Below are 24,305 nucleotides of genomic sequence, written 5' to 3'. Positions count from 1 at the left end.
GACGACGACTCCCGAGAGCTGTCGTGACCCGTGGCTGACCCGCAGTCCTACCGTCCCCGACCCGGCGAGATCCCCACCGACCCCGGGGTGTACCGCTTCCGGGACCAGCACGACCGCGTGATCTACGTGGGCAAGGCGCGCTCGCTGCGGTCCCGGCTCACGTCCTACTTCCAGGACCTGTCCGCGCTGCACCCCCGGACCCGGCAGATGGTGACGACCGGTGCCCGCGTGGACTGGACCGTCGTGCGCAACGAGGTCGAGGCGCTCCAGCTCGAGTACTCCTGGATCAAGGAGTTCGACCCGCGCTTCAACGTCAAGTACCGCGACGACAAGTCCTACCCCTACCTCGCCGTCACCCTGGGCGAGGAGTTCCCCCGGGCCCAGGTCATGCGCGGCACCAAGCGACCCGGGACCCGCTACTTCGGCCCCTACACGCACGCCTGGGCCATCCGCGAGACGCTGGACACCCTGCTCCGCGTCTTCCCGGTCCGCACCTGCTCGGCCGGCGTCTTCCGGCGGGCCGGTCAGGTCGGCCGCCCGTGCCTGCTCGGCTATATCGACAAGTGCTCGGCGCCGTGCGTCGGCCGGGTCGACGCCGAGGAGCACCGGCAGATCGCCGAGGACTTCAGCGCCTTCATGGCCGGTGACAGCGCTCGCTTCGTCAAGGACCTGGAGGAGCGGATGCGCCGGGCCTCGGCCGAGCTGGACTTCGAGACCGCCGCCCGGCTGCGGGACGACGTCGGGGCCCTGCGCCGGGCGCTCGAGCGGTCCGCGGTCGTGCTGCCGGACGCCACCGATGCAGACGTGTACGCCCTCGCCGACGACGAGCTGGAGGTCGCGGTGCAGGTCTTCCATGTGCGGGGTGGCCGGATCCGCGGGCAGCGTGGCTGGGTCAGCGAGAAGGGGGCCGAGGACCTCCCGGACATCGTCGAGCACCTGCTGCAGCAGGTCTACGGCGGCGAGCGCGGCGACGAGGTGCCCCGCGAGGTCCTCGTGCCCGTGCTGCCGTCGGGCGTCGAGGACGTCGCCGCCTGGCTCGGCGGGCTGCGGGGCGCACGCGTCTCCGTCCGGGTGCCGCGCCGCGGCGACAAGCGCACCCTCATGGAGACCGTGGGGCGCAACGCCCAGCAGGCGCTGGCCCGGCACAAGGTGGCCCGGTCCGGCGACCTGACGCTGCGCTCGCAGGCACTGCAGGAGCTGCAGGAGGTCCTCGAGCTGGACGACGCCCCGCTGCGGATCGAGTCCTTCGACATCAGCCACGTCCAGGGCAGCGACGTCGTCGGGTCGATGGTCGTCTTCGAGGACGGCCTGCCGCGCAAGGGCGAGTACCGCCGTTTCATCGTGCGCGAGGGCACCGGGGACGACACGGCGGCGATGCACGAGGTGCTGACCCGACGCTTCCGGCACCTGTCGCAGGCGCCGCCCCCCGGCGCCGACGACGACGGCCGCCCCGCCAAGTTCGCCTACCCTCCCAACCTCGTGGTCGTCGACGGTGGTCTGCCCCAGGTCCGGGCCGCGCAGGAGGCGCTGAGCGCGGTCGGTGTCACGGACGTCAACGTCGTGGGGCTCGCCAAGCGGCTCGAGGAGGTCTGGAGCGCTGATCAGGAGTTCCCGGTGGTCCTGCCCCGGACGAGCGAGGCCCTCTACCTGCTGCAACGGGTGCGGGACGAGGCGCACCGCTTCGCCAACACCTTCCACCGGCAACGCCGCTCCCGCAGCATGACCAGCAGCGCGCTCGACGGCATACCCGGGCTCGGCCCCGCCCGGCAACAGGCGCTGCTGCGTCACCTCGGCTCGGTGAAGGCGGTCCGCGCGGCCAGCGTCGAGCAGCTGCAGGAGGTCCCCGGGGTCGGTCCGTCCCTGGCGGCGGTGGTCCACGAGCGGCTCGCGGGCGAGAGCGTCGCCCCGGCCGTTAACCTGAGCACCGGAGAGGTCCTGGAATGAGCCCCGGACGGCCTGACGGGACGGAGCGGGAGATGACGACGGACGGGAGGACGGACGTGACCGCACGGCGCATCGACCTGGGGGAGCAGCCACCGGTCCCGCCCGGAGCGGTCGGGCGCTCGGACGTCGTCATCCTCACCGGGATGTCGGGTGCGGGTCGGACGACGGCCGGTGACGTGCTGGAGGACCGCGGCTGGTACGTCGTGGACAACCTGCCGCCGGCGATGATCGTGCGATTGATGGACCTCACCGCCGACGACCCGCAGCGGCAGCGCGTCGCCGTCGTCGCGGACGTGCGCAGCCGGGACTTCACCAACGAGCTCGCCGGGGCGATGCAGACGCTCGGCGAGCGCGGCTGGCGCCCCCGGGTGGTCTTCGTGGACTCCTCCGACGAGACCCTGGTGCGGCGCTTCGAGGCCGTCCGTCGCCCGCACCCGCTGCAGGGGGAGGGGCTGCTCCTCGACGGCATCCGCCGGGAGCGGCGCATGCTCGGCGACATCCGGTCGGACGCGGACCTCGTCCTCGACACCTCCAACTACAACGTGCACGAGCTGGCGGCCAAGATCGACGCGCTGCTCGGCGGGGACGCCGACGTGCGGCTGCGGCTGGCGATCATGGCCTTCGGCTTCAAGTACGGCATCCCCCTGGACGCCGACGTCGTCCTCGACCTGCGGTTCTTGCCCAACCCGTACTGGAACCCCGAGCTGCGCCCGCACACGGGCAGGGACGCCCCGGTGCGCGACTTCGTCCTCGGGCAGGACCTGGCGCAGGAGTACATCCGGCACGCGGAGCACCTGCTACGCACCGCCGTGCAGGGCTATCTCGCCGAGGGACGCCGCTACGTCACGGTGGCCGTGGGCTGCACCGGCGGCAAGCACCGTTCGGTGGCGACCGCGGAGGAGCTGACCCGTCGGCTGGCCGACCTGCAGGAGCAGGACGTGCAGATCTCGACCTTCCACCGTGACCTGGGGCGTGAGTGAGCGGCCGCCGGGTGGTGGCGCTGGGCGGCGGGCACGGGCTGGCCGCCTCGTTGCAGGCGCTGCGTCACCTGACCGAGGCGATCACCGCGGTCGTCACGGTCGCCGACGACGGGGGCTCCAGCGGCAGGCTGCGTCAGGAGTTCGACATCCTGCCGCCGGGTGACCTGCGCATGGCCCTGGCCGCTCTCTGCGAGGACACCGCGTGGGGTCACCAGTGGTCGGCCGTGCTGCAGCACCGCTTCCGCGGCGAGGGGGAGCTGTCCGGTCACGCCCTGGGCAACCTGCTCATCATGGCGCTGTGGGACCTCCGGCCCCAGGAGCAGGTGCGGGGTCTCGACCTCGTGGGGCGGCTGCTCAACACCCGCGGGCGGGTCCTGCCGATGGCGCTGGAGCCGCTGGAGATCGAGGCGGAGATGCAGGACGCGGGACCGACCGGCGAGGGCGGCATCAGCACCGTTCGCGGCCAGTCCACGGTGGCGCGGCACCCCGGCACGGTCCGGTCCATCCGGCTCATCCCGGAGGCGCCACGCGCCTGCCCCGAGGCGCTGGAGTCGATCAAGCTGGCCGACCTCGTCGTCCTCGGGCCGGGCTCCTGGTTCACCTCCGTCATGCCGCACCTGCTCGTCCCCGAGCTGCGGCAGGCGCTGTGCGAGACCCCCGCGCGCCGGATCCTCACGCTCAACGTCAGCCTCAGCGACGACGAGGCCAGCGGCTACACCCTCGCGGAGCACGTCGCGGCGGTCTCGGCGCACGCGCCGGACCTGAGCTTCGACCACGTCATCGCCGACCCGCAGGTCGCCCGCACCGAGGCCGAGCGAGCAGCGCTGGAGGCCGCGGTGGAGGGCCTGGGCGCGAGCCTGGTCCTCACGACGGTCGGCAAGCCGAACCGCCCGGGCGTGCACGACACCCTGCGCCTCGCGGCGGCCTACCGGGACGTCATGGCGGAGCAGGGGCTGTGAGCGCCGCACCGCTACGAGAAGGTAGCCTTCCGGGGTCCTCGGGGGATTGGACCCCGGGGAGCACCACTGCCCGACCCAGGAGGATGACTGCCGTGGCGATGACCGCGAAGGTCAAGGACGAGCTCAGCAGACTCCCCGTCAGCAGGACCTGCTGCCGCAAGGCGGAGGTCTCGACCATGCTCCGCTTCGCCGGTGGACTGCACATCGTCGGTGGTCGCATCGTCATCGAGGCGGAGCTGGACACCGCGCAGAGCGCCCGTCGGCTGCGCACCTTCATGGCCGAGGTCTACGGCTCCAGCAGCGAGCTGATGGTCATGAGCCCCGGGGGCCTGCGCAAGCAGACGCGCTACGTCGTCCGCGCGACCTCCGACGGCGAGTCCCTCGCCCGCCAGACCGGTCTCATCGACCACCGCGGCCGGCCCGTCCGCGGGCTGCCGCCACGCGTGGTGGGCGCCGCGGTCTGCGACTCGGAGGCCGCGTGGCGCGGAGCCTTCATCGCGCACGGGTCGATCACCGAGCCCGGACGGTCCTCGGCGCTCGAGGTGACCTGCCCGGGGCCGGAGGCGGCCCTGGCGCTGGTCGGCGCCGCCCGTCGGCTCGGCATCCAGGCCAAGGCCCGTGAGGTGCGCGGCGTGGACCGCGTGGTGATCCGGGACGGCGACGCCATCGGGGCGATGCTGACCCGGCTGGGGGCCCACGACGCCGTCCTGGCCTGGGAGGAGCGGCGGATGCGGCGCGAGGTGCGGGCCACGGCCAACCGGCTGGCCAACTTCGACGACGCCAACCTGCGCCGCTCGGCGCGGGCCGCCGTGGCCGCCGGCGCGCGGGTGGAGCGGGCGATGGAGATCCTCGGCGACGACGTCCCCGAGCACCTCCGGGTCGCCGGCACCCTGCGGCTGGAGCACAAGCAGGCCAGCCTCGAGGAGCTCGGACAGCTGGCGGACCCGCCGATGACCAAGGACGCCGTCGCAGGGCGGATCCGCCGGCTGCTGGCGATGGCCGACAAGCGCGCCGAGGAGCTCGGGATCGAGGGGACCGAGGCCAACATCACCCCGGACATGCTCGAGGACTGACGCTACGTCATACCGATGTGGTGCGGGCCTGCTCTGCCCGCTAGGTTGGGGGTAGGACGACGGCGTCTGACACGTGCGGCGCGCACCCGGCGGGCCGCAAACCACCAGCATCGAGGAAGGGTTTCCATGACCGTTCGCGTAGGAATCAACGGCTTCGGACGCATCGGCCGCAACTTCATGCGGGCCGTGCTGGCCTCCGGGGCGGACGTCGAGATCGTCGGCGTCAACGACCTGACCGACAACGCGACCCTGGCCCACCTGCTCAAGTACGACTCCATCCTGGGCCGCCTGGACGGCGAGGTGACCAGCTCCGAGGACGAGATCAGCATCGACGGCAAGGCGTTCAAGGCCTTCGCGGAGAAGGACCCGGGCGCCCTGCCCTGGGGCGACCTGGGCGCCGACGTCGTGGTCGAGTCCACCGGCATCTTCACCGACGCCACCACGGCCAAGGCGCACCTGGACGCCGGCGCCAAGAAGGTCATCATCTCCGCGCCCGCCAAGAACGAGGACCTCACCGTCGTAATGGGCGTCAATGAGAAGGACTACGACCCCGCGAGCCACGACATCATCTCCAACGCCTCCTGCACCACGAACTGCCTCGCGCCGATGGCCAAGGTGCTCAACGACGAGTTCGGCATCGTCAAGGGCCTGATGACCACTATCCACGCTTACACCGCGGACCAGAACCTGCAGGACGGGCCGCACAAGGACCTGCGCCGCGCCCGGGCCGCCGCGCTCAACATCGTCCCGACCAAGACCGGTGCTGCCCAGGCCGTCGCTCTCGTCCTGCCCGAGCTCAAGGGCAAGTTCGACGGGTATGCCCTGCGCGTCCCGGTCCCGACCGGCTCGGCCACCGACCTCACCTTCCAGGCCTCCCGCGAGGTCACGGTCGAGGAGGTCAACGCCGCGCTGAAGAAGGCGGCCGACGGCGAGCTCAAGGGCATCCTCACCTACACCGAGGACCCGATCGTCTCCAAGGACATCGAGACCGATCCCGCGTCCTGCATCTTCGACTCCGGCCTGACCAAGGTCATCGGGGACCAGGTCAAGGTCGTCGGGTGGTACGACAACGAGTGGGGCTACTCCAACCGCCTCGTGGATCTCGTTGCGCTGGTGGGCAGCTCGCTCTGATGCGCACGATCGATCAGCTCAGCGACGACCTCGGCGGGCTGGCGGGTCGCACCGTGCTGGTGCGCAGCGACCTCAACGTGCCGCTCGACGGTCAGGAGATCACCGACGACGGGCGGGTGCGCGCCTCGGTGCCCACGATCGAGCGGCTGGCCCGCGAGGGCGCCCGGGTCGTGGTCTGCGCCCACCTCGGCCGCCCCAAGGGCGCGCCCGAGGCGAAGTACTCCCTGGCCCCGGTGGCGACCCGCCTCGACGAGCTCCTCGACGACGACATCACCGTGTCCTTCGTCGAGGAGACGGTCGGGGACCGCGCCACCGCCGCAGTGGAGGCCCTGGGGGACGGCGACGTCCTGGTCCTGGAGAACCTCCGGTTCAACCCCGGTGAGACCGCCAAGACGGACGAGGAACGGGCCGACTTCGCCCAGGCGCTGGCCGGCCTGGCCGACGGCTTCGTGTCGGACGGCTTCGGCGTGGTCCACCGGGCCCAGGCCTCGGTCTACGACGTGCCGCGGCTGCTGCCACACGCCGCCGGCGGGCTCGTCGTCTCCGAGGTCGAGGTCATGCGCACCCTCCGTGAGGACCCGCGCCGCCCGTATGCGGTGATCCTCGGCGGCGCCAAGGTCAGCGACAAGCTCGGCGTCATCGAGTCGCTCATCGCGGTCGCCGACCGGCTGCTCATCGGTGGCGGCATGGTCTTCACCTTCCTCAAGGCCCAGGGGCACGAGGTCGGGACCAGCCTGCTGGAGGAGGACCAGGTCGAGACGGTCAAGGGCTACCTGGAGACCGCGGCCGAGCGGGGCGTCGAGATCGTCCTGCCGACCGACGTGGTCGTCGCCGACAGCTTCTCGGCCGACGCCGCCCACGAGGTGGTGCCGGCGGACGGGATGCCGGCCGACCGGATGGGGCTGGACATCGGCCCGGACTCCGAGGAGCTCTTCGTGGGCCGGCTGGCCGACGCGCAGACCATCTTCTGGAACGGCCCGATGGGCGCTTTCGAGATGGCGCCCTTCGCCTCGGGCACGAAGGCGGTGGCGCAGGCCCTGGTCGACCGGACCTCCGCCGGTGCCCTGACGGTGGTCGGCGGAGGGGACTCCGCCGCCGCCGTCCGGGACTTCGGGCACACCGAGGACGACTTCGGACACATCTCCACCGGCGGTGGGGCGAGCCTGGAGTACCTCGAGGGCAAGGACCTTCCCGGACTGTCGGTGCTGGAGGACTGAGATGAGCGCACGCACCCCGCTGATGGCGGGCAACTGGAAGATGAACCTGGACCACCTCCAGGCCACCCACCACGTGCAGAAGCTGGACTGGACCCTGCGCGACGGCCGGCACGACCACGCCGCCGTCGAGGTCGTGGTGCTCCCGCCGTTCAGCGACCTGCGCTCGGTGCAGACCCTGGTACAGGGGGACCAGCTCGCGCTGGGCTACGGCGGCCAGGACCTGAGCCCGCACGACGAGGGCGCGTACACCGGGGACATCTCCGGCGCCTTCCTGGCCAAGCTGGGCTGCACCTACGTCGTCGTGGGGCACAGCGAGCGGCGCGAGGGCCACGCCGAGTCCGACGAGCTCGTCGGGTCCAAGGTGCGGGCCGCCCTGCGCCACGGTCTGACGCCGATCCTGTGCGTCGGCGAGGCGCTGGAGGTGCGGCAGGCCGGCACCCATGTCGAGCACGTGGTGGGTCAGCTGCGGGCCGCCCTCGCCGACCTCGACGCCGAGCAGGTCTCCCGCACGGTCGTGGCCTATGAGCCGGTGTGGGCCATCGGCACCGGTGAGGTGGCCACCCCGGACGACGCGCAGGAGGTCTGCGCGGCGGTCCGGGAGACCGTGGCCGAGCTGGTCGGCCGGTCGGTGGCCGACGGTGTGCGGGTGCTCTACGGCGGATCGGTCAAGCCGGGCAACGTCGCCGAGATCATGGCGCGCCCCGACATCGACGGCGCCCTCGTGGGCGGTGCGTCGCTGTCGGTGGACGACTTCGCGTCCATCTGCCGCTACCAGCAGCACGCCGGCGCGGGCGGCTGAGCGGCATCCGAGTGTCGGCGGGGCACCGCTGCGTCAGTTAGGCTGTCTGGTGCTCCGCGAGCCGTCTCGCGGAGCACCAGACCCCCGACCGTTCGACGACAAGGTGTGCCCACGTGGAGTTCGTCCGCTGGTTCCTGGACGCCCTGCTGGTGATCACCAGCTGCTTCCTGGTGCTGCTCATCCTCATGCACAAGGGCCGCGGTGGTGGCATGTCCGACATGTTCGGCGGAGGCATGAGCAGCAGCCTGGGCGGGAGCTCGGTCGCCGAGCGCAACCTGAACCGCATCACCGTGGCGATGGCCCTGGTGTGGGTGTCGGTCATCGTCGGCCTCGGCGTGCTCGTCCGGTTCAGCTGAGCTCCCCCCTGTGGGAGAGGAGGGTCGCGCGTCGGGGGTAGGGTGGTGCTCGTCCACACCCGGTCGGCTCTGAAGGACGAGGCAGCCATGGTCAACACGAACGCCATCCGCGGCTCGCGCGTGGGGTCCGGCCCCATGGGGGAGAGCGAGCGCGGGGACGCGGCGCCACGGGTCACTGTCAGCTTCTGGTGCGCCAACGGCCACGAGACCCGGCCGAGCTTCGCGCAGGACGGGGAGGTGGAGGTGCCGGACCTGTGGGACTGCCCCCGGTGCGGGCTCCCTGCCGGCCAGGACCGAGCCACCCCGCCCGAGGCGCCACGGACCGAGCCCTACAAGACCCACATGGCCTATGTGAAGGAGCGCCGCAGCGACTCCGACGGCGCGGCCCTGCTCGACGAGGCCCTCACCCGCATGCGGGAGCGCGGGGTGGGCGGCGGCCGCTGAGCCGCCACCGACCCACACCTCGGCCTCAGCCCGAGCCGGTCTCCTCGGTCTCGGCCAGCCCCTCCTGGACGGCCTCCTCCACGGCGGTTGAGTCCGCGCCGTCCGCCGGCTCCTCAGCCTTCTGCAGCGACCGGCTGCCCAGCCGCGCCGACCCGCTGCGGTCGACCCGCGCAGGACCAGCGGGGGAGTCGCCCGCCCGGGCAGCCGCCGAGCGGGTCCCGCCCCGCCGGACCCGCGGCAGACCGTCGCACAGGGAACGGGCATACACCTCGTCGGCGTCCAGCCGCCGCAGCTCGGCCGTGAGCGCTCCCGGCACGCTGGGCGTGTGCAGGGCCACGAGGCGTGGCTGGCTCCCGACCATCGACAAGGTGGCCGTGTCTCCCGAGTCGTCCAGCCGCACGAGGTCCACCGGCCCGGCGGTGCGCTCCAGCCGCACGCTCTGCACGCCCGACCCAACGGGGGTGCGAACCCGTTCGACCGGGCAGCGCAGCGACGACGCGAGCCACCCGGCCAGCAGGTCACAGCTCGGGCAGTCGGGCTCGCCCGCCACCACGGCGCGCTGCACCGGCTCGAACGGCTCGCTCTCCAGGGAGGCCGCGAGCAGGGCCCGCCACCGGGTGATCCTCGTCCAGGTGAGGTCGGTGTCACCGGGTCGGTAGTGCTTGGTCCGGCGCCGCAGCTGGGTGCCGGTGGCCGACCCGGCAGCCGCCGCGTCGGTGATGCGGCGGTGCGCCATCTGCCCCAGCGGGTCGCCGGCCACGTCGGCCGGGGCCTCCCCGGGCCACCACGCCACGACGGGGGAGTCGGGGAGCAGCAGCGGTGTGACCACCGAGCTGCCGTGGCGGGTCAGGTCGCCGTAGAGACGGAGCACCACGATCTCGGAGGCACCGGCGTCCCCGCCGACCCGGATCTGGGCGTCCAGCCGCCCGCGGCCGCGCGCGTTGGCGCTCACGACCACGAGGATGCGGGCCGGGTGCTGCCGGGTGGCCTCGCTCGCGACGTCAACGGCCTCCTCCGCGAGCTCCTCGTCGACGACGACCAGCAGGGTCAGCACCCGGCCCATCGCCATGGCCCCGACCTGGTTGCGCAGCCGGACGAGGTTCTTGGCGACGTCCGCCGCGCTGGAGCTGGGCAGGTCCAGGATCATGGGAGCCTCCACTCGCGGCCGTCGCGGCGCATCATCTCGTCCGAACCTGCCGGGCCCCAGGTCCCGGCGGGATAGTCTTCTGGTGCCTCGTCCCTCGCGGCCCAGTGGTCGATGACGGGGTCGAGGATGCGCCAGGACTGCTCGACCTCCTCGTGCCGGGGGAAGAGCGGCGGCTCACCCAGGAGCACGTCGAGGATGAGCCGCTCGTAGGCCTCCGGGCTGGACTCGGTGAACGTGGAGCCGTAGCCGAAGTCCATCGACACGTCGCGGACCTCCATCTGGCTGCCCGGCACCTTGGAACCGAAGCGCATCGTCATCCCCTCGTCCGGCTGCACGCGGATGACGATCGCGTTGGCGCCCAGCTCCTCGGTGGCGGTGGAGGTGAAGGGCAGGTGCGGCGCGCGGCGGAAGACCACGGCGATCTCGGTGACCCGCTTGCCCAGGCGCTTGCCGGTGCGCAGGTAGAACGGGACCCCGGCCCAGCGCCGCGTGCGCACGTCGACCTTGAGGGCGGCATACGTCTCGGTCTCGTTCGCCGGGTCGACGCCCTCCTCGTCGAGGTAGCCGTCCACCTTCTCGGTGCCCTGCCACCCTGCGGCATACCGTCCGCGGGCGCTGGCGGCGTCGAGGTCCTCGGGCAGGCTGACCGCGGCCAGCACCTTCTCCTTCTCCGCCCGGACCGCGTCCGCGGTGAAGGCGACCGGCTCCTCCATGGCCGTGAGCGCCAGGAGCTGGAGCAGGTGGTTCTGGATGACGTCCCGGGCGGCCCCGACCTCGTCGTAGTAGCCCGCGCGACCACCGATGCCGATGTCCTCGGCCATGGTGATCTGCACGTGGTCGACGTAGTTGGCGTTCCACACCGGCTCGAAGAGCTGGTTGGCGAAGCGCAGCGCGAGGATGTTCTGCACCGTCTCCTTGCCCAGGTAGTGGTCGATCCGGAAGATCGAGTCGGCCGGGAAGACGCCCTCGACGATCTCGTTGAGCTCCTGGGCGCTGCTCAGGTCGTGCCCGAACGGCTTCTCGATGACGACGCGACGCCAGGTGCCCGGTCGGGGGTCGGACAGCCCAGACTCCTGCAGCCGGGTGCAGACGTCGGCGAACCACGACGGGGGGATCGACAGGTAGAAGGCGTGGTTGCCCCCGGTGCCGCGCTCCTCGTCCAGCTCGCGGACCGTCCGAGCCAGGAGCTCGAAGGCGTCCGGGTCGTCGAAGGCGCCGGGGACGAAACGGAAGCCCTCGGCCAATGAGCGCCAGACCTCCTCGCGGAACTCGGTGCGCGCGTGCTGGCGCACCGAGTCGTAGACGACCTTCGCGAAGTCCTGGTCGGCCCACTCGCGCCGCGCGAACCCGACCAGCGAGAACCCGGGCGGCAGCAGCCCCCGGCTCGCGAGGTCGTAGATGGCCGGCATGAGCTTCTTGCGGGCCAGGTCCCCGGTGACGCCGAACATGACCATGCTGCACGGCCCGGCGATGCGCGGAAGGCGCTTGTCGTCCGGGTCGCGCAGCGGGTTGGTGTCGGCGGTGACAGGTGCGGGCGCGGGGCCGCTCACAGGGCCTCACGCAGCTGCGTCAGCCCGGCTGCCTGGTCGGTGAGGTGCAGGCGCAGCACCGGTCGCTCGTGGTCGGCGAGCACCGCGGCGTCCCCGGCCGCCTGCGCGGCGATGAACTCCCCGAAGGTGAAGTCCTTGCCGGGCACGTCGAGGTCCGTCTGCGGCGCGCCCGTCACCTGCAGGTAGACGCCCTGGGCCGGCCCACCCTTGTGGTACTGACCGGTCGAGTGTAGGAAGCGCGGGCCCCAGCCGAAGGTGACCGGGCGCCCGGTGCGCTCGACGAGCTCGGCCTGGACCTCGGCGAGGTCGGCCTGCTCGAGCCGGTCGAGGTAGACCATCACCGCGAGGTAGCCGCGGGTCGGGTCGAGCTGGTCCAGCAGCGCGGCGACCGCGCCGTCGAGGCTGTCGGTGCCCTCGGGGAGCCAGCCCCCGCCACCGGTGCGGACCTCGACCGCGCCGTCGGTCAGGACGGGGGCGCCCGCGGCGTCGGCACCGCCCTCCATGATCTCGCGGGCAGCCTTCTTGGCGCTCTCGACGTCCGGCTGGTCGAACGGGTTGATCCCGAGCAGGCGGCCCGCGACGGCCGTCGCGACCTCCCACAGCAGCAGCTGGGCGCCCAGCGAGCCGGAGACCTCCACGACCGAGTCGGCGTCCGCGTGGGCCGACGATCCCTCGCCCTCGTCGTCCTCCGGGGCGAGGACCACGACCGTGCAGTCCGAGGTGTCCTGGATGCCGTGGGTGGGGGAGGGACCCTCCGGGGCCACGACCGGGAGCACGCCGGTGCCCTGCTTGCCGGTGGACTCGGCGATGAGCTGCTCGGCCCAGTCGGCCAGCCCCACGATGCCGGACCCGGCGTCGGTGAACAGCAGCTTGTCGCGCAGCGGCTCGGTGCCCGCGAGGGCGGCCCCGAGGCGCAGCCCCGGGTTGGCCTCGTCGTCCTCGGCGAGGAGGTCGGCGACCTCCTCGGCCTCGTCGAGCAGTGCCCCGACGTCCACCCCGGCCAGGCCGGAGGGGAGGAGCCCGAAGGCGGTCAGCGCAGAGTAGCGCCCGCCCACCTCGGGGTCGGCGTTGACGACGCGGTAGCCGTCGGCCCGGGCCTGCTCGTCCAGCGGGCTGCCGGGGTCGGTGACGATGACGATGCGCTCGGTCGGGTCGATGCCCGCCTCGGTGAAGGCGTGCACGAAGGCCCGGCGCTGGCTGTCCGTCTCCAGGGTGGAGCCGGACTTGGAGGAGACGACGACGGCGGTGCCGGCGAGGTCCTCCTCCAGCGCCCCGCGGACCATGTCCGGGTCGGAGCTGTCCAGCACCACCAGGGGCACCCCGGCGGTGCCGGTGATGACCTCCGGTGCCAGCGAGGAGCCACCCATGCCGCAGAGCACGACACGGTCGACGCCACGCTCACGCAGCTCCTCGGCCAGCGCCTCGATCTCGCCCACGAGCGGACGCGAGGAGCGGGGCAGCCCGACCCAGGAGAGGCGGATGGCGGCCTCCGACTCGGCGTCCGGGCCCCAGAGGGTCGCATCCCGCGCGAAGAGTCGCGAGGCGACCTGGTCGGTGACCAGGGCCGGCAGGTGGTGCTCGACGGCGTCGGCCGCGGCACCGAGGGCCTGGACCGCGAGGGCGCTCACCGGGAGCCCTCCGCCTTGTCCAGCTCGTCCTGCACGGTGCCGAGCAGCTCGTCCCAGGAGGCCTCGAACTTGTCGACGCCCTCGGTCTCGAGCTGCGCGACCACGTCGCTGTAGGAGACGCCGACCCGCTCGAGGTCGTCGAGGACCTGCTGCGCACCGGCATACTCCCCGGTGATGGTGTCGCCCGTCAGCTCGGCGTGGTCGACGGTGGCCTCCAGGGTCTTGCCCGGCATGGTGTTGACGGTGTGCGGGGCGACGAGCCCGGTGACGTACATCGTGTCCTCGTAGTCGGGGTTCTTCACCCCGGTGGAGGCCCACAGCGGCCGCTGCAGGCGGGCGCCGTCGTCGGCGAGGTTCTGCCACCTCGGGGTCGCGAAGACCTCCTCGAAGGCCTGGTAGGCGAGCCGTGCGTTGGCCAGGCCTGCCCGCCCGCGCAGGGCGAGGGCCTCGTCGGTGCCGATCTCCTCCAGCCGGGAGTCGATCTCCCCGTCGACCCGAGACACGAAGAAGCTGGCCACCGAGTGGATGGTGGACAGGTCCCTGCCCTGCTCCCGGGCCTGCTCGAGCCCGGTGAGGTAGGCGTTCATCACCCCCCGGTAGCGGTCGAGGGAGAAGATGAGGGTGACGTTGACGCTGATGCCGCTGGCCAGCGTCTGCGTGATCGCCGGCAGACCCTCGACGGTGGCGGGGATCTTGATGAACAGGTTCGACCGGTCGATGGTCTCCCAGAGCTGCTGGGCGATCTGCACGGTCCGCTCGGTGTCCTTGGCGGCACCGGGGTCCACCTCGATGGACACCCGGCCGTCGACGCCGTCGGTGCGGTCGTAGACAGGGCGCAGCACGTCGCAGGCGTCGCGCACGTCGTCGGTGGTCAGGGCGAAGACGGCATCATCGACGTCGGCGCCGTCGGCGGCGAGCTCGCGCACCTGCTCGGAGTACGCGTCGCCCTCGGCCAGCGCGGACGCGAAGATCGTGGGGTTGGTGGTGACCCCCAGGACGCCGCGGTCCACGTAGGACTGCAGCTCCCCGGAGGAGATCATCGGCCGGTTCAGGTCGTCCAGCCAGACCGAGACCCCGGCGTCGGCCAGGTCGTGGAGGGTGGTGCGGGTGGTGTCAGTCATCTCGCTCCTCAGGTGGTGGTGGGGGGAAGCCGTCGCGTGGTTCCGCTCAGGCGCCGACGGTCTCCGAGCCGCCCTCGTCCGGGACCTCGGCCCCGCCGGGGACCGGCTCGCGGGTGGTGTCGGTGATGGAGTCGCGGGCAGCCGCGACGACCGCGTCGGCGGTGATCCCGAACTCGTCGTAGAGCCGCTGGTAGTCCGCGGAGGCGCCGTAGTGCTCCAGGCTGATGAGCCGGCCGGCGTCACCGACGACCTCGCGCCAGCCCTGGCCGACGGCGGCCTCGACGCTGACCCGGGCCCGCACGCGCGGCGGGAGCACCTGCTCGCGGTAGGCCCGGTCCTGCTGGGCGAACCACTCACGGCAGGGCATGGACACGACCCGGGTGGCGACACCGTCGGCCTCGAGCCGCTCGCGTGCCTGGACGGCGAGCTGCACCTCGGACCCGGTGGCCACGAGGATGACCTCGGGCTCACCGCTGCCGGCCTCCTGCAGCACGTAGGCGCCGCGGGCGGTCCCCTCGGCCGACTCCATGGCGTCCCGGTCGAAGACCGGCAGGTTCTGCCGGCTCAGCACCAGCGCGGCGGGGTGGTCCTGGATGTCGAGGACGGTGCGCCAGGCGACGGCCGTCTCGTTGGCGTCCGCCGGGCGGACGACGTCCAGACCGGGGATGGCCCGCAGGGCGGCCAGGTGCTCGACGGGCTGGTGGGTCGGTCCGTCCTCGCCGAGCCCGATGCTGTCGTGGGTCCACACGTAGACCGGGTTGGCCTGCTGGATGGCGGCCAGCCGCAGGGACGGGCGCATGTAGTCGGAGAAGGTGAGGAAGGTGCCGCCGTAGGGGCGGGTGAGCCCCTCGAGGCAGATGCCGTTGAGCATCATCCCCATGGCGTTCTCCCGGATGCCGAAGTGCAGCGTGCGGCCGTACTCGTCGCCCGGGAACATCTCGGTGGCCTTGCCGCTAGGCACGAACGACGGCACGCCCGACATGGTGGTGTTGTTGGACCCGGCCAGATCGGCCGAGCCTCCCCACAGCTCGGGCATCACGTCGGCGAGGGCGCTCAGCACCTCCCCGGACGCCTTGCGGGTGGCCATGCCCTTCTCGTCCGCCGGGAAGGTGGGGATGGCGTCGTCCAGGCCCTCGGGCAGCTCGTGCCGCTGGAGGCGGTCGAGCAGGGCCGCGTTGTCCGGGTGGGCCGAGCGCCACGCCTGATAGCGCTCCTCCCACGCGGACCGGGCCTGGGCACCCCGCTCGCCCACCTGGCGGGCGTGCTGCAGCACCTCGTCCTCGACGGCGAAGGTGCGCCGGGCGTCGAAACCGAGCAGCTGCTTGGTCGCCGAGACCTCGTCGGCCCCCAGGGCGGAGCCGTGGGCCGCCCCGGTGTCGCGGGCCTCCGGCGCCGGCCAGGCGATGATGGTGCGCAGCAGCACCAGCGTCGGCCGGTCGGTGCGTGCCCGCGCGGCCTGCAGCGCGGCGTACAGCTCGTCGACGTTCTCCGTGTAGGGGGCCTGGGAGCGCCAGTCGACGACCTCGGTAGCCCAGCCGTAGGCCTCGTAGCGCTGGGCGACGTCCTCGCTGAAGGAGATGTCGGTGTCGTCCTCGATGGAGATGAAGTTCTGGTCGTAGATGACCGTGAGGTTGGACAGCTCCTGGTGGCCGGCGAGCGAGCTGGCCTCGGAGGTCACCCCCTCCATGATGTCGCCGTCCGAGGCGATGACCCAGATCTGGTGGTCGAAGGGCGACTCACCGGGCGCGGCGTCCGGGTCGAGCATCCCCCGCTGGCGGCGCTGCGCCATGGCCAGCCCGACGGCGGAGGCCATCCCGGAGCCAGGGGGCCGGTGGTCATCTCGACGCCGGTGGTGTGGTGCACCTCGGGGTGCCCCGGGGTGGCCGAGCCCCACGTGCGCAGCTGCTGCAGGTCCTCCAGCTGCATGCCGTAGCCGGACAGGTACAGCTGGATGTACTGGGTCAGGGCGGCGTGGCCCGCCGACAGCACGAACCGGTCGCGGCCGAGCCAGTGGGGGTCGGCGGGGTCGTGCACCATGACGTTCTGGTAGAGCAGATAGGCGAGCGGGGCCAGGCTCATGGCGGTACCGGGGTGCCCGCTCCCGCACTTCTCGACGGCGTCGGCCGCCAGGACGCGGGCGGTGTCCACGGCCCGCACGTCGGCGTCGGTCCAGCCGACCTGGGAGCAGACGGGCCTCGCCAGCGCGCTGTCGCGGCCGGCGGTGAAGGTCTCGGTGGAGGTGGTCACTGGTTCATCTCCTGACGGTGCGGGGGCACGTGACGACGCGGCGCCGCGAGGACGCCCCGGTACACCACGACCATAGTCCCTGGGGGGCCGGGCGCGAGCCGGGCCGCCCCCGTCCCGGTCCGCGGCGCGGGCCACCACACCGGGCGGCTACGATGGACGGTGCGACGCGAGCCCCCGAGCGCTCCTCGCGCGACCCGCACCACGACCGTCGAAGGATGCCGTGACCACGCTCCACCCACGCCCCGCCCGTCCCGGACGGCCTCGGCCCGGGACCGCGGGTCGGGTCGCCCGGCCGTGGCGGCGGGTGGTGGGCGACTACGTCTCGCTGACCAAGCCGCGCATCATCGAGCTCCTGCTGGTCACCACCTTCCCGGTGATGTTCCTCGCCGAGCGCGGGGTCCCGCCGGTGTGGCTCATCGTCGCAACCCTGGTCGGCGGCACTCTGGCGGCGGCCTCGGCCAACGTCCTCAACTGCTACCTCGACCGCGACATCGACGCGCAGATGCACCGCACCTCCACCCGGCCGCTGGTCACCGGCGCGATCTCGCCGCGCTCCGCGCTCCTCTTCGGCGCCGTCCTGGGGGTGGCCTCGGTGCTGTGGCTGGGACTGGTCGTCAACTGGCTGTCCGCCTGGCTGGCGCTGGGCGCGATCACGCTCTACGTCGTCTTCTACACCATCGTCCTCAAGCGGCGCACCAGCCAGAACATCGTGTGGGGCGGGGTCGCCGGGTGCATGCCCGTGCTCATCGGCTGGTCGGCTGTCACGGACGGGCTGTCCTGGGCCGCGCTGGTGCTGTTCCTCGTCGTCTTCTTCTGGACGCCGCCGCACTACTGGCCGCTGTCGATGCGCTTCAAGGAGGACTACGCCGCGGCCGGCGTGCCGATGCTCCCGGTGGTCGCCGAGGACATCGCCGTGGGCCGCCAGGTCGTGGTGTACGCCTGGGTCACCGTCCTCACCTCGCTCGTGCTCGTCCCGGTCGCCCCGATGGGATGGGTCTACACCGTCGTCGCAGGGGTCGCCGGCGCGGTCTTCGTCGTGGAGTCGCACCGGCTGCTGGGCCGGGCCCGGGCCGGGGTCACCGGCCCCCCGCTCGGGGCGATGCGGCTGTTCCACTTCTCGATCAGCTACCTCACCCTCCTCTTCCTCGGTGTGGCGGTGGACCCGTTGCTGCACCTGCCGCTGACATGAGCACCGCGGGGGAGGGTGGCGTCCGCCGGGTGCTCGGGCGGTTGCTCCCCGACGCCCCGGGGGCCTGGGTCCGTGCCATGGCGTGGGCCTCGCTGCTCGCCAACGCGCTGCTCGTGCTCACCGGTGGCCTGGTGCGGCTCACCGCGAGCGGGCTGGGGTGTCCCACCTGGCCCCGCTGCACGGACGCGTCCTGGACGAACACGCCGGAGATGGGTATGCACGGCGTCATCGAGTTCGGCAACCGCCTGCTGACCTTCGTGCTCGTGGCGGTGGCCGTGCTCACCTTCCTCTCCGTCTGGCGCTCGCGGCGGACGCACCCGGGCCTGTTCGTGCTCGCCCTGGTGATGGCGCTGGGCATACCCGTGCAGGCGGTGCTGGGTGGGATCACCGTCATCACCGGGCTCAACCCCTGGGTGGTCGGGGTGCACTTCCTCGTCTCCGCCGGTCTCATCACGCTCGGCGGGATCCTGGTCGACCGGGCCCGACGGGCGAGCCTGCCGGGCGTCGCCCGGGCCGAACGCCCCGGACAGGTCACCACAGGACGGCGGACGATGCGGCTGCTCGGGGCGGTCCTCGCCGTCTCGGTGGCCCTGACGGTCTACCTGGGCACCCTGGTGACCGGGACGGGACCGCACTCCGGCGACTCCGGCGACGTCGCGCGCCACACCTTCGACGCCTACCTCGTGACCCGCGCCCACGCGGTGCCGGTCTACGCCCTCGTCGCGACCTCGTTCCTGACCCTGGCGCTGGCGGTGCGTGCCGGCTGGCCCCGCCCGGTGCGACGGATGCTGCTCCTGCTGGTGGTCCTCGTGGTCGCACAGGGGGCGGTGGGCTACTACCAGTTCTTCACCGGGCTGCCCGTCGTGGCCGTCGTCGTCCACCTCGTCGGGGCGGCCGCGCTGTGCGCGGTCACCGCGATGACCGTGGAGAAGATGTATGCCGTCAGCGCGGTCCCGCAGCCGAGCCGCAGCAGCGGCGACCTCGTGGCCTCCCGGTGAGCGGGGCCGTGAGCGGGGCGGCAGGACCGGACGCACGTCGCGACCACCCAGGCAGGCCGGCGGTGTCGCTGCAGCAGGTGACGCGACGGTTCGGCGCCACCCAGGCGCTCGACGGCCTCACGCTCGAGGCTCGCGCGGGCGAGGTCACCTGCGTCCTGGGCCCGAACGGGGCGGGCAAGACCACCGCCGTCGAGATCGCCGTCGGGCTCCAGCGCGCGGACGCGGGGACGGTGCGGGTGCTGGAACAGGACCCGTGGGGCGCGGATGCCGACCACCGGGCCCGCGTCGGGGTCATGCTGCAGGACGGCGGTCTGCCCCAGGCCGTCACCCCGACGACGCTGCTGCGCCACCTGGCGCGGCTCTGGGCCGACCCGGTCGACGTGGCTGAGCTCGTCGACCGGCTCGAGCTGGGGGACGCCGCCCGGAGGCCGGTGCGCCGGCTCTCCGGCGGCCAGCGGCAGCGGGTCGCCCTGGCCGCGGCCCTGGTGGGTCGGCCCGAGGTGGCCTTCCTGGACGAGCCGACCGCCGGCCTGGACCCGCACGCGCGGCGCGAGGTGCACCGCCTCGTCGCCGGGATCGCGCGGGACGGCGCGGCGGTCGTGGTGACGACCCACTCCTTCGACGAGGCCGAGCGGCTGGCCGACCACGTCGTGGTCGTCGTCGCCGGCCAGGTCGTCGAGCGGGGCGGCGTGCCGGACATCTGCCGCCGCAGCGGGGCGGGCAGCCTGGAGGACGCCTACTTCGTGCTGACCGACGGGGCGCTGCGATGAGCACCGAGGCGGCCCCGCGACCGAGCGCACCGGCAGCCCCGGCGGCGCGCGTGCTCGCGCAGGCGCGCTTCGAGGCCATGGGGCTGCTGCGGCACGGTGAGCAGCTGCTGGTCTCGGTGGTCCTGCCCGTCCTCGCGCTGCTCGGGCTGTCCGTGCTGACCTCCCCCGAGCTGGCGGTGGGGCCGTGGGCCGGCCGCGATCGTCTCGACGTGCTCACGCCAGGGGTCCTCGCGCTGACCGTGCTGTCGACGGCCTTCACCGGTCAGGCCATCCTGCTCGGGTTCGAGCGGCGCTGGGGGGTGCTGCGGCTGCTGGGGACGACCCCCCTCGGCCGCGGCGGGCTCCTGCTCGCCAAGGTGCTGTCGGTCCTCGGCGTCCTCGTCCTGCAGCTGGGCGTCGTGGCGGCGGTCGGCCTGATGCTCGGCTGGGACCCGCGGGCGGACGGGCTCGCGCCGGCCCTCCTGGCGGTGGTCCTGGGCGTGGCGGCCTTCGTGACGCTCGCCGCCTGCCTCGGCGGGACGCTGCGGGCCGAGGCCGTGCTGGCCCTGGCCAACCTGGTCTGGGTCCTGCTCGCCGGGCTCGGCGGGGTGGTGCTGCCGGCGGCGGCCTTGCCCGGGCAGGCGGTGGTCGCGTGGCTCCCGTCGGCGGCGCTCGGCGACGCCCTGCGGTCGGCCCTCGTCCTGGGGGAGTGGGACCTGCGTGCCATGCTGGTGCTCGCCGGCTGGGCGGTGCTCGGCGGGCTGCTCGCGCGGCGGGTGCTGCGCTGGTCCGACTGAGCGTCCGATCACGCACTGCCGGGGTAGGCGGGAGCCCGCGCGAAGGGCGCTGCGGTGAGGGTCGCCTTGCTTGGCACCTGCTCCCGCAATACGTCACACTGACATGGTGAATATGGCGCAGGACCCCGCGATGGCGGAGGTGCACGACGAGTCCCGCACCCGGGACCGGGTGCGACGCGCCGTGGGGGAGCAGGCGCCGGTCACGGCCAGCGTGCTGGCCAAGGACCTGGGCCTGACGCCCGCGGCGGTGCGCCGCCACCTGGACGCGCTCGAGGACTCCGGCCTCATCGCCGAGCACGACGGGCCGTTGCCGGGTCGACGGGGGCGCGGACGCCCCGCCCGCGCCTACGTGCTGACCGCGCTGGGCCAGGAGCAGTTCCGCACCCGCTACGACGGGGTCGCCAACGCCGCGCTCCACTACCTGACGGACCGGGCCGGCGCCCCCGCCGTGGAGGACTTCGCCGAGGCCCAGATCGCCGAGCTCGAGCAGCGGCTGCAGGCCGCAGTCGAGCGCGAGATCGCCGACACCGGCACGGACGACCTGCAGACCCGGACCGCGGCGCTGGCCAAGGCGCTGTCCGCCGAGGGGTATGCCGCGTCCACCCGCCCGGTGGGCGAGGGCACCGGCCTGGCCGGGCTCCAGCTGTGCCAGGGACACTGCCCGGTCCGCGAGGTGGCCGTCGAGTTCCCGCAGTTCTGCGAGGCGGAGACCAAGGCCATCGCCCGGATCCTGGACGTGCACGTCCAGCGGCTCGCCACCCTCGCCGGGGGCGAGCACGTCTGCACCACCTTCGTCCCCACCGGCGCCCTGGGCTCGGCCCCGCCGACCGCGGCCGAGCGCGCGAGCGCACCCCCCTTCGTCCTGCGCCGGGAGCCGCGGTCCGACACCGGAGCCGTCCCACGCGCCGGGGACTGATCGACATCGATGGCCCACCGACCACCACGCATACCCAGATCCCGCCCCAGATTCGCCGACGAGAGGACGTGACATGAGCACCAACATCGAGGAGCTCAACCCAGGCCTGAAGGACCTGGGCAAGTACGAGTACGGCTGGGCAGACCGCGACGACGCCGGTGCCTCGGCGAAGCGCGGGCTCTCCGAGGAGGTCGTCCGCGACATCTCCGACAAGAAGAGCGAGCCCGCCTGGATGCTGGAGCAGCGGCTCAAGGCGCTGCGCCTGTTCGACAAGAAGCCGATGCCGCACTGGGGTGCGGACCTCTCGGAGATCGACTTCGACAACATCAAGTACTTCGTGAAGTCCACCGAGAAGCAGGCCACCAGCTGGGAGGACCTGCCCGAGGACATCAAGAACACCTACGACCGGCTCGGCATCCCGGAGGCGGAGAAGCAGCGGCTCGTCGCCGGCGTCGCCGCGCAGTACGAGTCCGAGGTCGTCTACCACCAGATCCGCGAGGACCTGGAGGAGAAGGGCGTCCTCTTCCTCGACACCGACACCGCGCTGCGCGAGCACGGCGACCTGTTCCGCGAGTACTTCGGCTCGGTCATACCGGCCGGCGACAACAAGTTCTCCGCGCTCAACACCGCCGTCTGGTCGGGCGGGTCGTTCATCTACGTCCCCAAGGGCGTGCACGTCGACATCCCGCTGCAGGCCTACTTCCGGATCAACACCGAGAACATGGGCCAGTTCGAGCGCACCCTGATCATCGCCGACGAGGGCTCCTCGGTGCACTACGTCGAGGGCTGCACCGCGCCGATCTACAAGACCGACAGCCTGCACAGCGCCGTCGTCGAGATCGTCGTGAAGAAGAACGCCAAGGTGCGCTACACCACGATCCAGAACTGGTCCAACAACGTCTACAACCTGGTCACCAAGCGCGCGACCTGCGCCGAGGGCGCGACCATGGAGTGGATCGACGGCAACATCGGCTCCAAGGTGACGATGAAGTACCCGGCCGTCTTCCTCCTCGGCGAGCACGCCAAGGGCGAGACGCTGTCCGTCGCCTTCGCCGGCGAGGGCCAGCACCAGGACGCCGGCTCCAAGATGGTGCACGCCGCGCCGCACACCTCCTCGACCATCGTCAGCAAGTCGGTGGCCCGGGGCGGCGGACGCTCGTCCTACCGCGGCCTGGTCCAGATCAACGAGGGCTCGCACCACAGCAAGTCCTCCGTGGTCTGCGACGCGCTGCTCGTCGACCAGATCTCCCGGTCCGACACCTACCCCTACGTCGACGTCCGCGAGGACGACGTGCAGATGGGGCACGAGGCCACCGTCTCCAAGGTGTCCGAGGACCAGATGTTCTACCTCATGTCCCGAGGCATGTCCGAGACCGAGGCCATGGCCATGATCGTGCGCGGCTTCGTCGAGCCGATCGCCCGCGAGCTGCCCATGGAGTACGCCCTCGAGCTCAACCGCCTCATCGAGCTGCAGATGGAAGGAGCCGTCGGCTGATGTCTCTTCTTGTCGACGACAAGACTCATCAGGACCCCCAGGCCCAGATCGGCGGGGACCACCGCATACCGGACCAGTCCCGTGCCGCGCGCACCCGGTCCTTCGACGTGGACGCCTTCGGCGTGCCCACCGGGCGCGAGGAGGAGTGGCGCTTCACCCCGGTCGACCGGCTGGGGGGTGTCTTCAGCGACACCGCCACCGACGACCGGGACGGCGACCCCGCCGCCGAGCTCACGGTCCGGACGCCGGAGGGTGTGAGCACCGCCACGCTGTCCCCGGGCCAGGCACCGCGCGGCACCGTGCTGGTCCCCGAGGACCGCGGCGCGGCCGTGGCCTCGGCCAACACCGCCGAGGCGCTGCACGTCATGGTCGCCGCCGAGGCCGAGCTGACCGAGCCGGCCCGCATCGACGTCACCGGTCAGGGCGCCGGGCGCCGGAGCAACGGGCACGTCGTGCTCGAGGCCGGCCGGCACAGCACGGCGCTGGTCATCCTCGACCACACCGGCGCGGCGGACCACACCGGCAACCTCGAGGTCCTCGTCGGCGACGGCGCTAACCTCACCGTGGTCTCGTTGCAGCGCTGGGACGACGAGGCGCTGCACCTCGCCCAGCACGAGGCGCTGGTGGGTCGCGACGCGACCTACAAGCACATCGCGGTCTCCATCGGCGGCGGCATCGTGCGGATGAACTCCAACGTCCGGTATGCCGGACCCGGCGGTGACGCGACGCTGCTCGGCGTCTACTTCTCCGACGCCGGCCAGCACCTGGAGCACCGTTCGTTCGTCGACCACAACGCGCCGCGGTGCACCTCGCTGGTGACCTACAAGGGTGCGCTGCAGGGCGAGACGGCCCGCACCGTGTGGGTGGGCGACGTGCTCATCCGCGCCGAGGCCGAGGGCATCGACACCTACGAGCTCAACCGCAACCTCGTGCTCACCGACGGCGCCCGCGCCGACTCGGTCCCCAACCTGGAGATCGAGACCGGTGACATCGAGGGGGCCGGCCACGCCAGCTCGACCGGGCGGTTCGACGACGAGCAGCTGTTCTACCTGATGTCCCGCGGCATCAGTGAGGACCAGGCCCGTCGCCTCGTCGTGCGCGGCTTCTTCGCCGACATCATCGCCAAGATCGGGGTCCCCGAGGTCGTGGAGACCCTCATGGAGGCGATCGAGGAGGAGCTCTCGCTCACCATGGGTTCTCAGCCCGCGCCGGAGTCGGGCACGGGCGCCGCATGAGCACGGCCGTGCGCGTGTGCTCCGTCGACGAGCTGCCGGCCACGGTCGGCGCGGTCGTCGCGGACATCGAGGGTCGTCGGGTCGCCATCGCGCGCGACAGCGAGGGAGCCCTCCATGCTTTCGACGACACCTGCAGCCACGCCAACGTCAGCCTCGCCGAGGGCGAGGTCGAGGGCCGCCTCATCGAGTGCTGGCTGCACGGCTCGCAGTTCGACATGACCACCGGCCAGCCCACCCAGCTGCCCGCGACCGTGCCGATCGCCGTGCACCAGCTCGAGGTCGACGACGAGGGCGGCGTCCTCGTCACCCTCGCCGGCAGCTGACCGGCAC

Annotated in this window: 21 protein-coding genes and 1 pseudogene; 17 read left to right on the top strand and 5 right to left on the bottom strand. The window is 72.5% G+C overall.

Features of this window, described 5'->3' with window-relative positions:
• Positions 1 to 30 precede the first annotated feature (30 nt).
• From uvrC to BJF86_RS02945, 9 genes are all read left to right on the top strand, one after another.
• On the top strand, positions 31 to 1,944 hold the full coding sequence (gene uvrC / locus BJF86_RS02985; RefSeq protein ID WP_022924055.1) for an excinuclease ABC subunit UvrC: 1,914 nt from the start codon (positions 31 to 33) through the stop codon (positions 1,942 to 1,944).
• Positions 1,945 to 2,000: 56 nt separating this feature from the next.
• Positions 2,001 to 2,924, top strand: a complete 924-nt coding sequence (gene rapZ, locus BJF86_RS02980; protein WP_075814344.1) for an RNase adapter RapZ — start codon at positions 2,001 to 2,003, stop codon at positions 2,922 to 2,924.
• The gene (locus BJF86_RS02975) at positions 2,921 to 3,883 is read left to right on the top strand and encodes a gluconeogenesis factor YvcK family protein (RefSeq protein ID WP_075814040.1); all 963 of its coding nucleotides are present in this window, start codon (positions 2,921 to 2,923) and stop codon (positions 3,881 to 3,883) included. Before rapZ ends, BJF86_RS02975 begins: the two co-directional genes overlap by 4 nt.
• A gap of 92 nt (positions 3,884 to 3,975) precedes the next feature.
• The gene (gene whiA / locus BJF86_RS02970) at positions 3,976 to 4,956 is read left to right on the top strand and encodes a DNA-binding protein WhiA (protein WP_028130833.1); all 981 of its coding nucleotides are present in this window, start codon (positions 3,976 to 3,978) and stop codon (positions 4,954 to 4,956) included.
• Between the two features lie 126 nt (positions 4,957 to 5,082).
• The gene (gene gap / locus BJF86_RS02965; RefSeq protein ID WP_075814042.1) at positions 5,083 to 6,087 is read left to right on the top strand and encodes a type I glyceraldehyde-3-phosphate dehydrogenase; all 1,005 of its coding nucleotides are present in this window, start codon (positions 5,083 to 5,085) and stop codon (positions 6,085 to 6,087) included.
• Complete coding sequence (locus tag BJF86_RS02960; protein ID WP_075816900.1) at positions 6,087 to 7,304, top strand: phosphoglycerate kinase; 1,218 nt, start codon at positions 6,087 to 6,089, stop codon at positions 7,302 to 7,304. Before gap ends, BJF86_RS02960 begins: the two co-directional genes overlap by 1 nt.
• Position 7,305: 1 nt before the next feature.
• Positions 7,306 to 8,103 carry a triose-phosphate isomerase gene (gene tpiA / locus BJF86_RS02955; protein WP_075816899.1) on the top strand — a complete coding sequence of 266 codons (798 nt, stop codon included), beginning with the start codon at positions 7,306 to 7,308 and terminating at the stop codon, positions 8,101 to 8,103.
• Positions 8,104 to 8,216: 113 nt separating this feature from the next.
• Positions 8,217 to 8,459, top strand: coding sequence for a preprotein translocase subunit SecG (secG, locus tag BJF86_RS02950; RefSeq protein ID WP_066635270.1), 243 nt, complete (start codon positions 8,217 to 8,219; stop codon positions 8,457 to 8,459).
• Between the two features lie 87 nt (positions 8,460 to 8,546).
• Positions 8,547 to 8,903 carry an RNA polymerase-binding protein RbpA gene (locus BJF86_RS02945; protein ID WP_075816915.1) on the top strand — a complete coding sequence of 119 codons (357 nt, stop codon included), beginning with the start codon at positions 8,547 to 8,549 and terminating at the stop codon, positions 8,901 to 8,903.
• 25 nt (positions 8,904 to 8,928) lie between these two features.
• Here BJF86_RS02945 and BJF86_RS02940 read toward each other — a convergent pair whose 3' ends face one another.
• The 5 genes and pseudogenes from BJF86_RS02940 to tkt form a co-directional block, all read right to left on the bottom strand.
• Positions 8,929 to 10,050 carry a glucose-6-phosphate dehydrogenase assembly protein OpcA gene (locus BJF86_RS02940; RefSeq protein WP_075816898.1) on the bottom strand — a complete coding sequence of 374 codons (1,122 nt, stop codon included), beginning with the start codon at positions 10,048 to 10,050 and terminating at the stop codon, positions 8,929 to 8,931.
• The gene (gene zwf, locus BJF86_RS02935) at positions 10,047 to 11,600 is read right to left on the bottom strand and encodes a glucose-6-phosphate dehydrogenase (protein WP_075816897.1); all 1,554 of its coding nucleotides are present in this window, start codon (positions 11,598 to 11,600) and stop codon (positions 10,047 to 10,049) included. Before zwf ends, BJF86_RS02940 begins: the two co-directional genes overlap by 4 nt.
• Positions 11,597 to 13,228, bottom strand: a complete 1,632-nt coding sequence (locus BJF86_RS02930) for a glucose-6-phosphate isomerase (RefSeq protein WP_075816896.1) — start codon at positions 13,226 to 13,228, stop codon at positions 11,597 to 11,599. The genes zwf and BJF86_RS02930 overlap by 4 nt, the downstream gene beginning before the upstream one ends.
• Complete coding sequence (gene tal / locus BJF86_RS02925) at positions 13,225 to 14,349, bottom strand: transaldolase (RefSeq protein ID WP_075816895.1); 1,125 nt, start codon at positions 14,347 to 14,349, stop codon at positions 13,225 to 13,227. Before tal ends, BJF86_RS02930 begins: the two co-directional genes overlap by 4 nt.
• 46 nt (positions 14,350 to 14,395) lie before the next feature.
• Positions 14,396 to 16,596, bottom strand: a pseudogene (gene tkt / locus BJF86_RS02920) (transketolase).
• Positions 16,597 to 16,816: 220 nt separating this feature from the next.
• Between tkt and BJF86_RS02915 the strand changes: the two are divergent.
• The 8 genes from BJF86_RS02915 (at position 16,817) to BJF86_RS02880 (ending at position 24,298) form a co-directional block, all read left to right on the top strand.
• The gene (locus BJF86_RS02915) at positions 16,817 to 17,785 is read left to right on the top strand and encodes a heme o synthase (RefSeq protein ID WP_075816894.1); all 969 of its coding nucleotides are present in this window, start codon (positions 16,817 to 16,819) and stop codon (positions 17,783 to 17,785) included.
• A complete protein-coding gene (locus BJF86_RS02910; RefSeq protein WP_075816893.1) occupies positions 17,782 to 18,783 on the top strand; it encodes a COX15/CtaA family protein in 1,002 nt (333 codons plus the stop codon). Before BJF86_RS02915 ends, BJF86_RS02910 begins: the two co-directional genes overlap by 4 nt.
• 62 nt (positions 18,784 to 18,845) lie before the next feature.
• Positions 18,846 to 19,553: an ABC transporter ATP-binding protein gene (locus BJF86_RS02905; protein ID WP_237768054.1), complete on the top strand. Its 708-nt coding sequence runs from the start codon at positions 18,846 to 18,848 to the stop codon at positions 19,551 to 19,553.
• Positions 19,550 to 20,329, top strand: a complete 780-nt coding sequence (locus BJF86_RS02900; RefSeq protein ID WP_075816892.1) for an ABC transporter permease — start codon at positions 19,550 to 19,552, stop codon at positions 20,327 to 20,329. Before BJF86_RS02905 ends, BJF86_RS02900 begins: the two co-directional genes overlap by 4 nt.
• A gap of 112 nt (positions 20,330 to 20,441) precedes the next feature.
• Complete coding sequence (locus BJF86_RS02895; protein WP_075816891.1) at positions 20,442 to 21,245, top strand: helix-turn-helix transcriptional regulator; 804 nt, start codon at positions 20,442 to 20,444, stop codon at positions 21,243 to 21,245.
• Positions 21,246 to 21,318: 73 nt separating this feature from the next.
• A complete protein-coding gene (gene sufB, locus BJF86_RS02890; RefSeq protein WP_075814060.1) occupies positions 21,319 to 22,740 on the top strand; it encodes a Fe-S cluster assembly protein SufB in 1,422 nt (473 codons plus the stop codon).
• Entirely contained in the window at positions 22,740 to 23,975 is a 1,236-nt protein-coding gene (gene sufD / locus BJF86_RS02885; RefSeq protein ID WP_075814062.1) for a Fe-S cluster assembly protein SufD, read from the top strand. The genes sufB and sufD overlap by 1 nt, the downstream gene beginning before the upstream one ends.
• Positions 23,972 to 24,298 carry a non-heme iron oxygenase ferredoxin subunit gene (locus BJF86_RS02880; protein ID WP_075816890.1) on the top strand — a complete coding sequence of 109 codons (327 nt, stop codon included), beginning with the start codon at positions 23,972 to 23,974 and terminating at the stop codon, positions 24,296 to 24,298. Before sufD ends, BJF86_RS02880 begins: the two co-directional genes overlap by 4 nt.
• The last annotated feature ends 7 nt before the right edge of the window (positions 24,299 to 24,305 follow it).

The organism is Serinicoccus sp. CNJ-927 (assembly GCF_001942435.1).
Classification (GTDB): Bacteria; Actinomycetota; Actinomycetes; order Actinomycetales; family Dermatophilaceae; genus Ornithinicoccus; species Ornithinicoccus marinus.
Note: the sequence above shows the minus strand (reverse complement) of the source record. Positions and strands in the feature narration are given on the sequence as shown.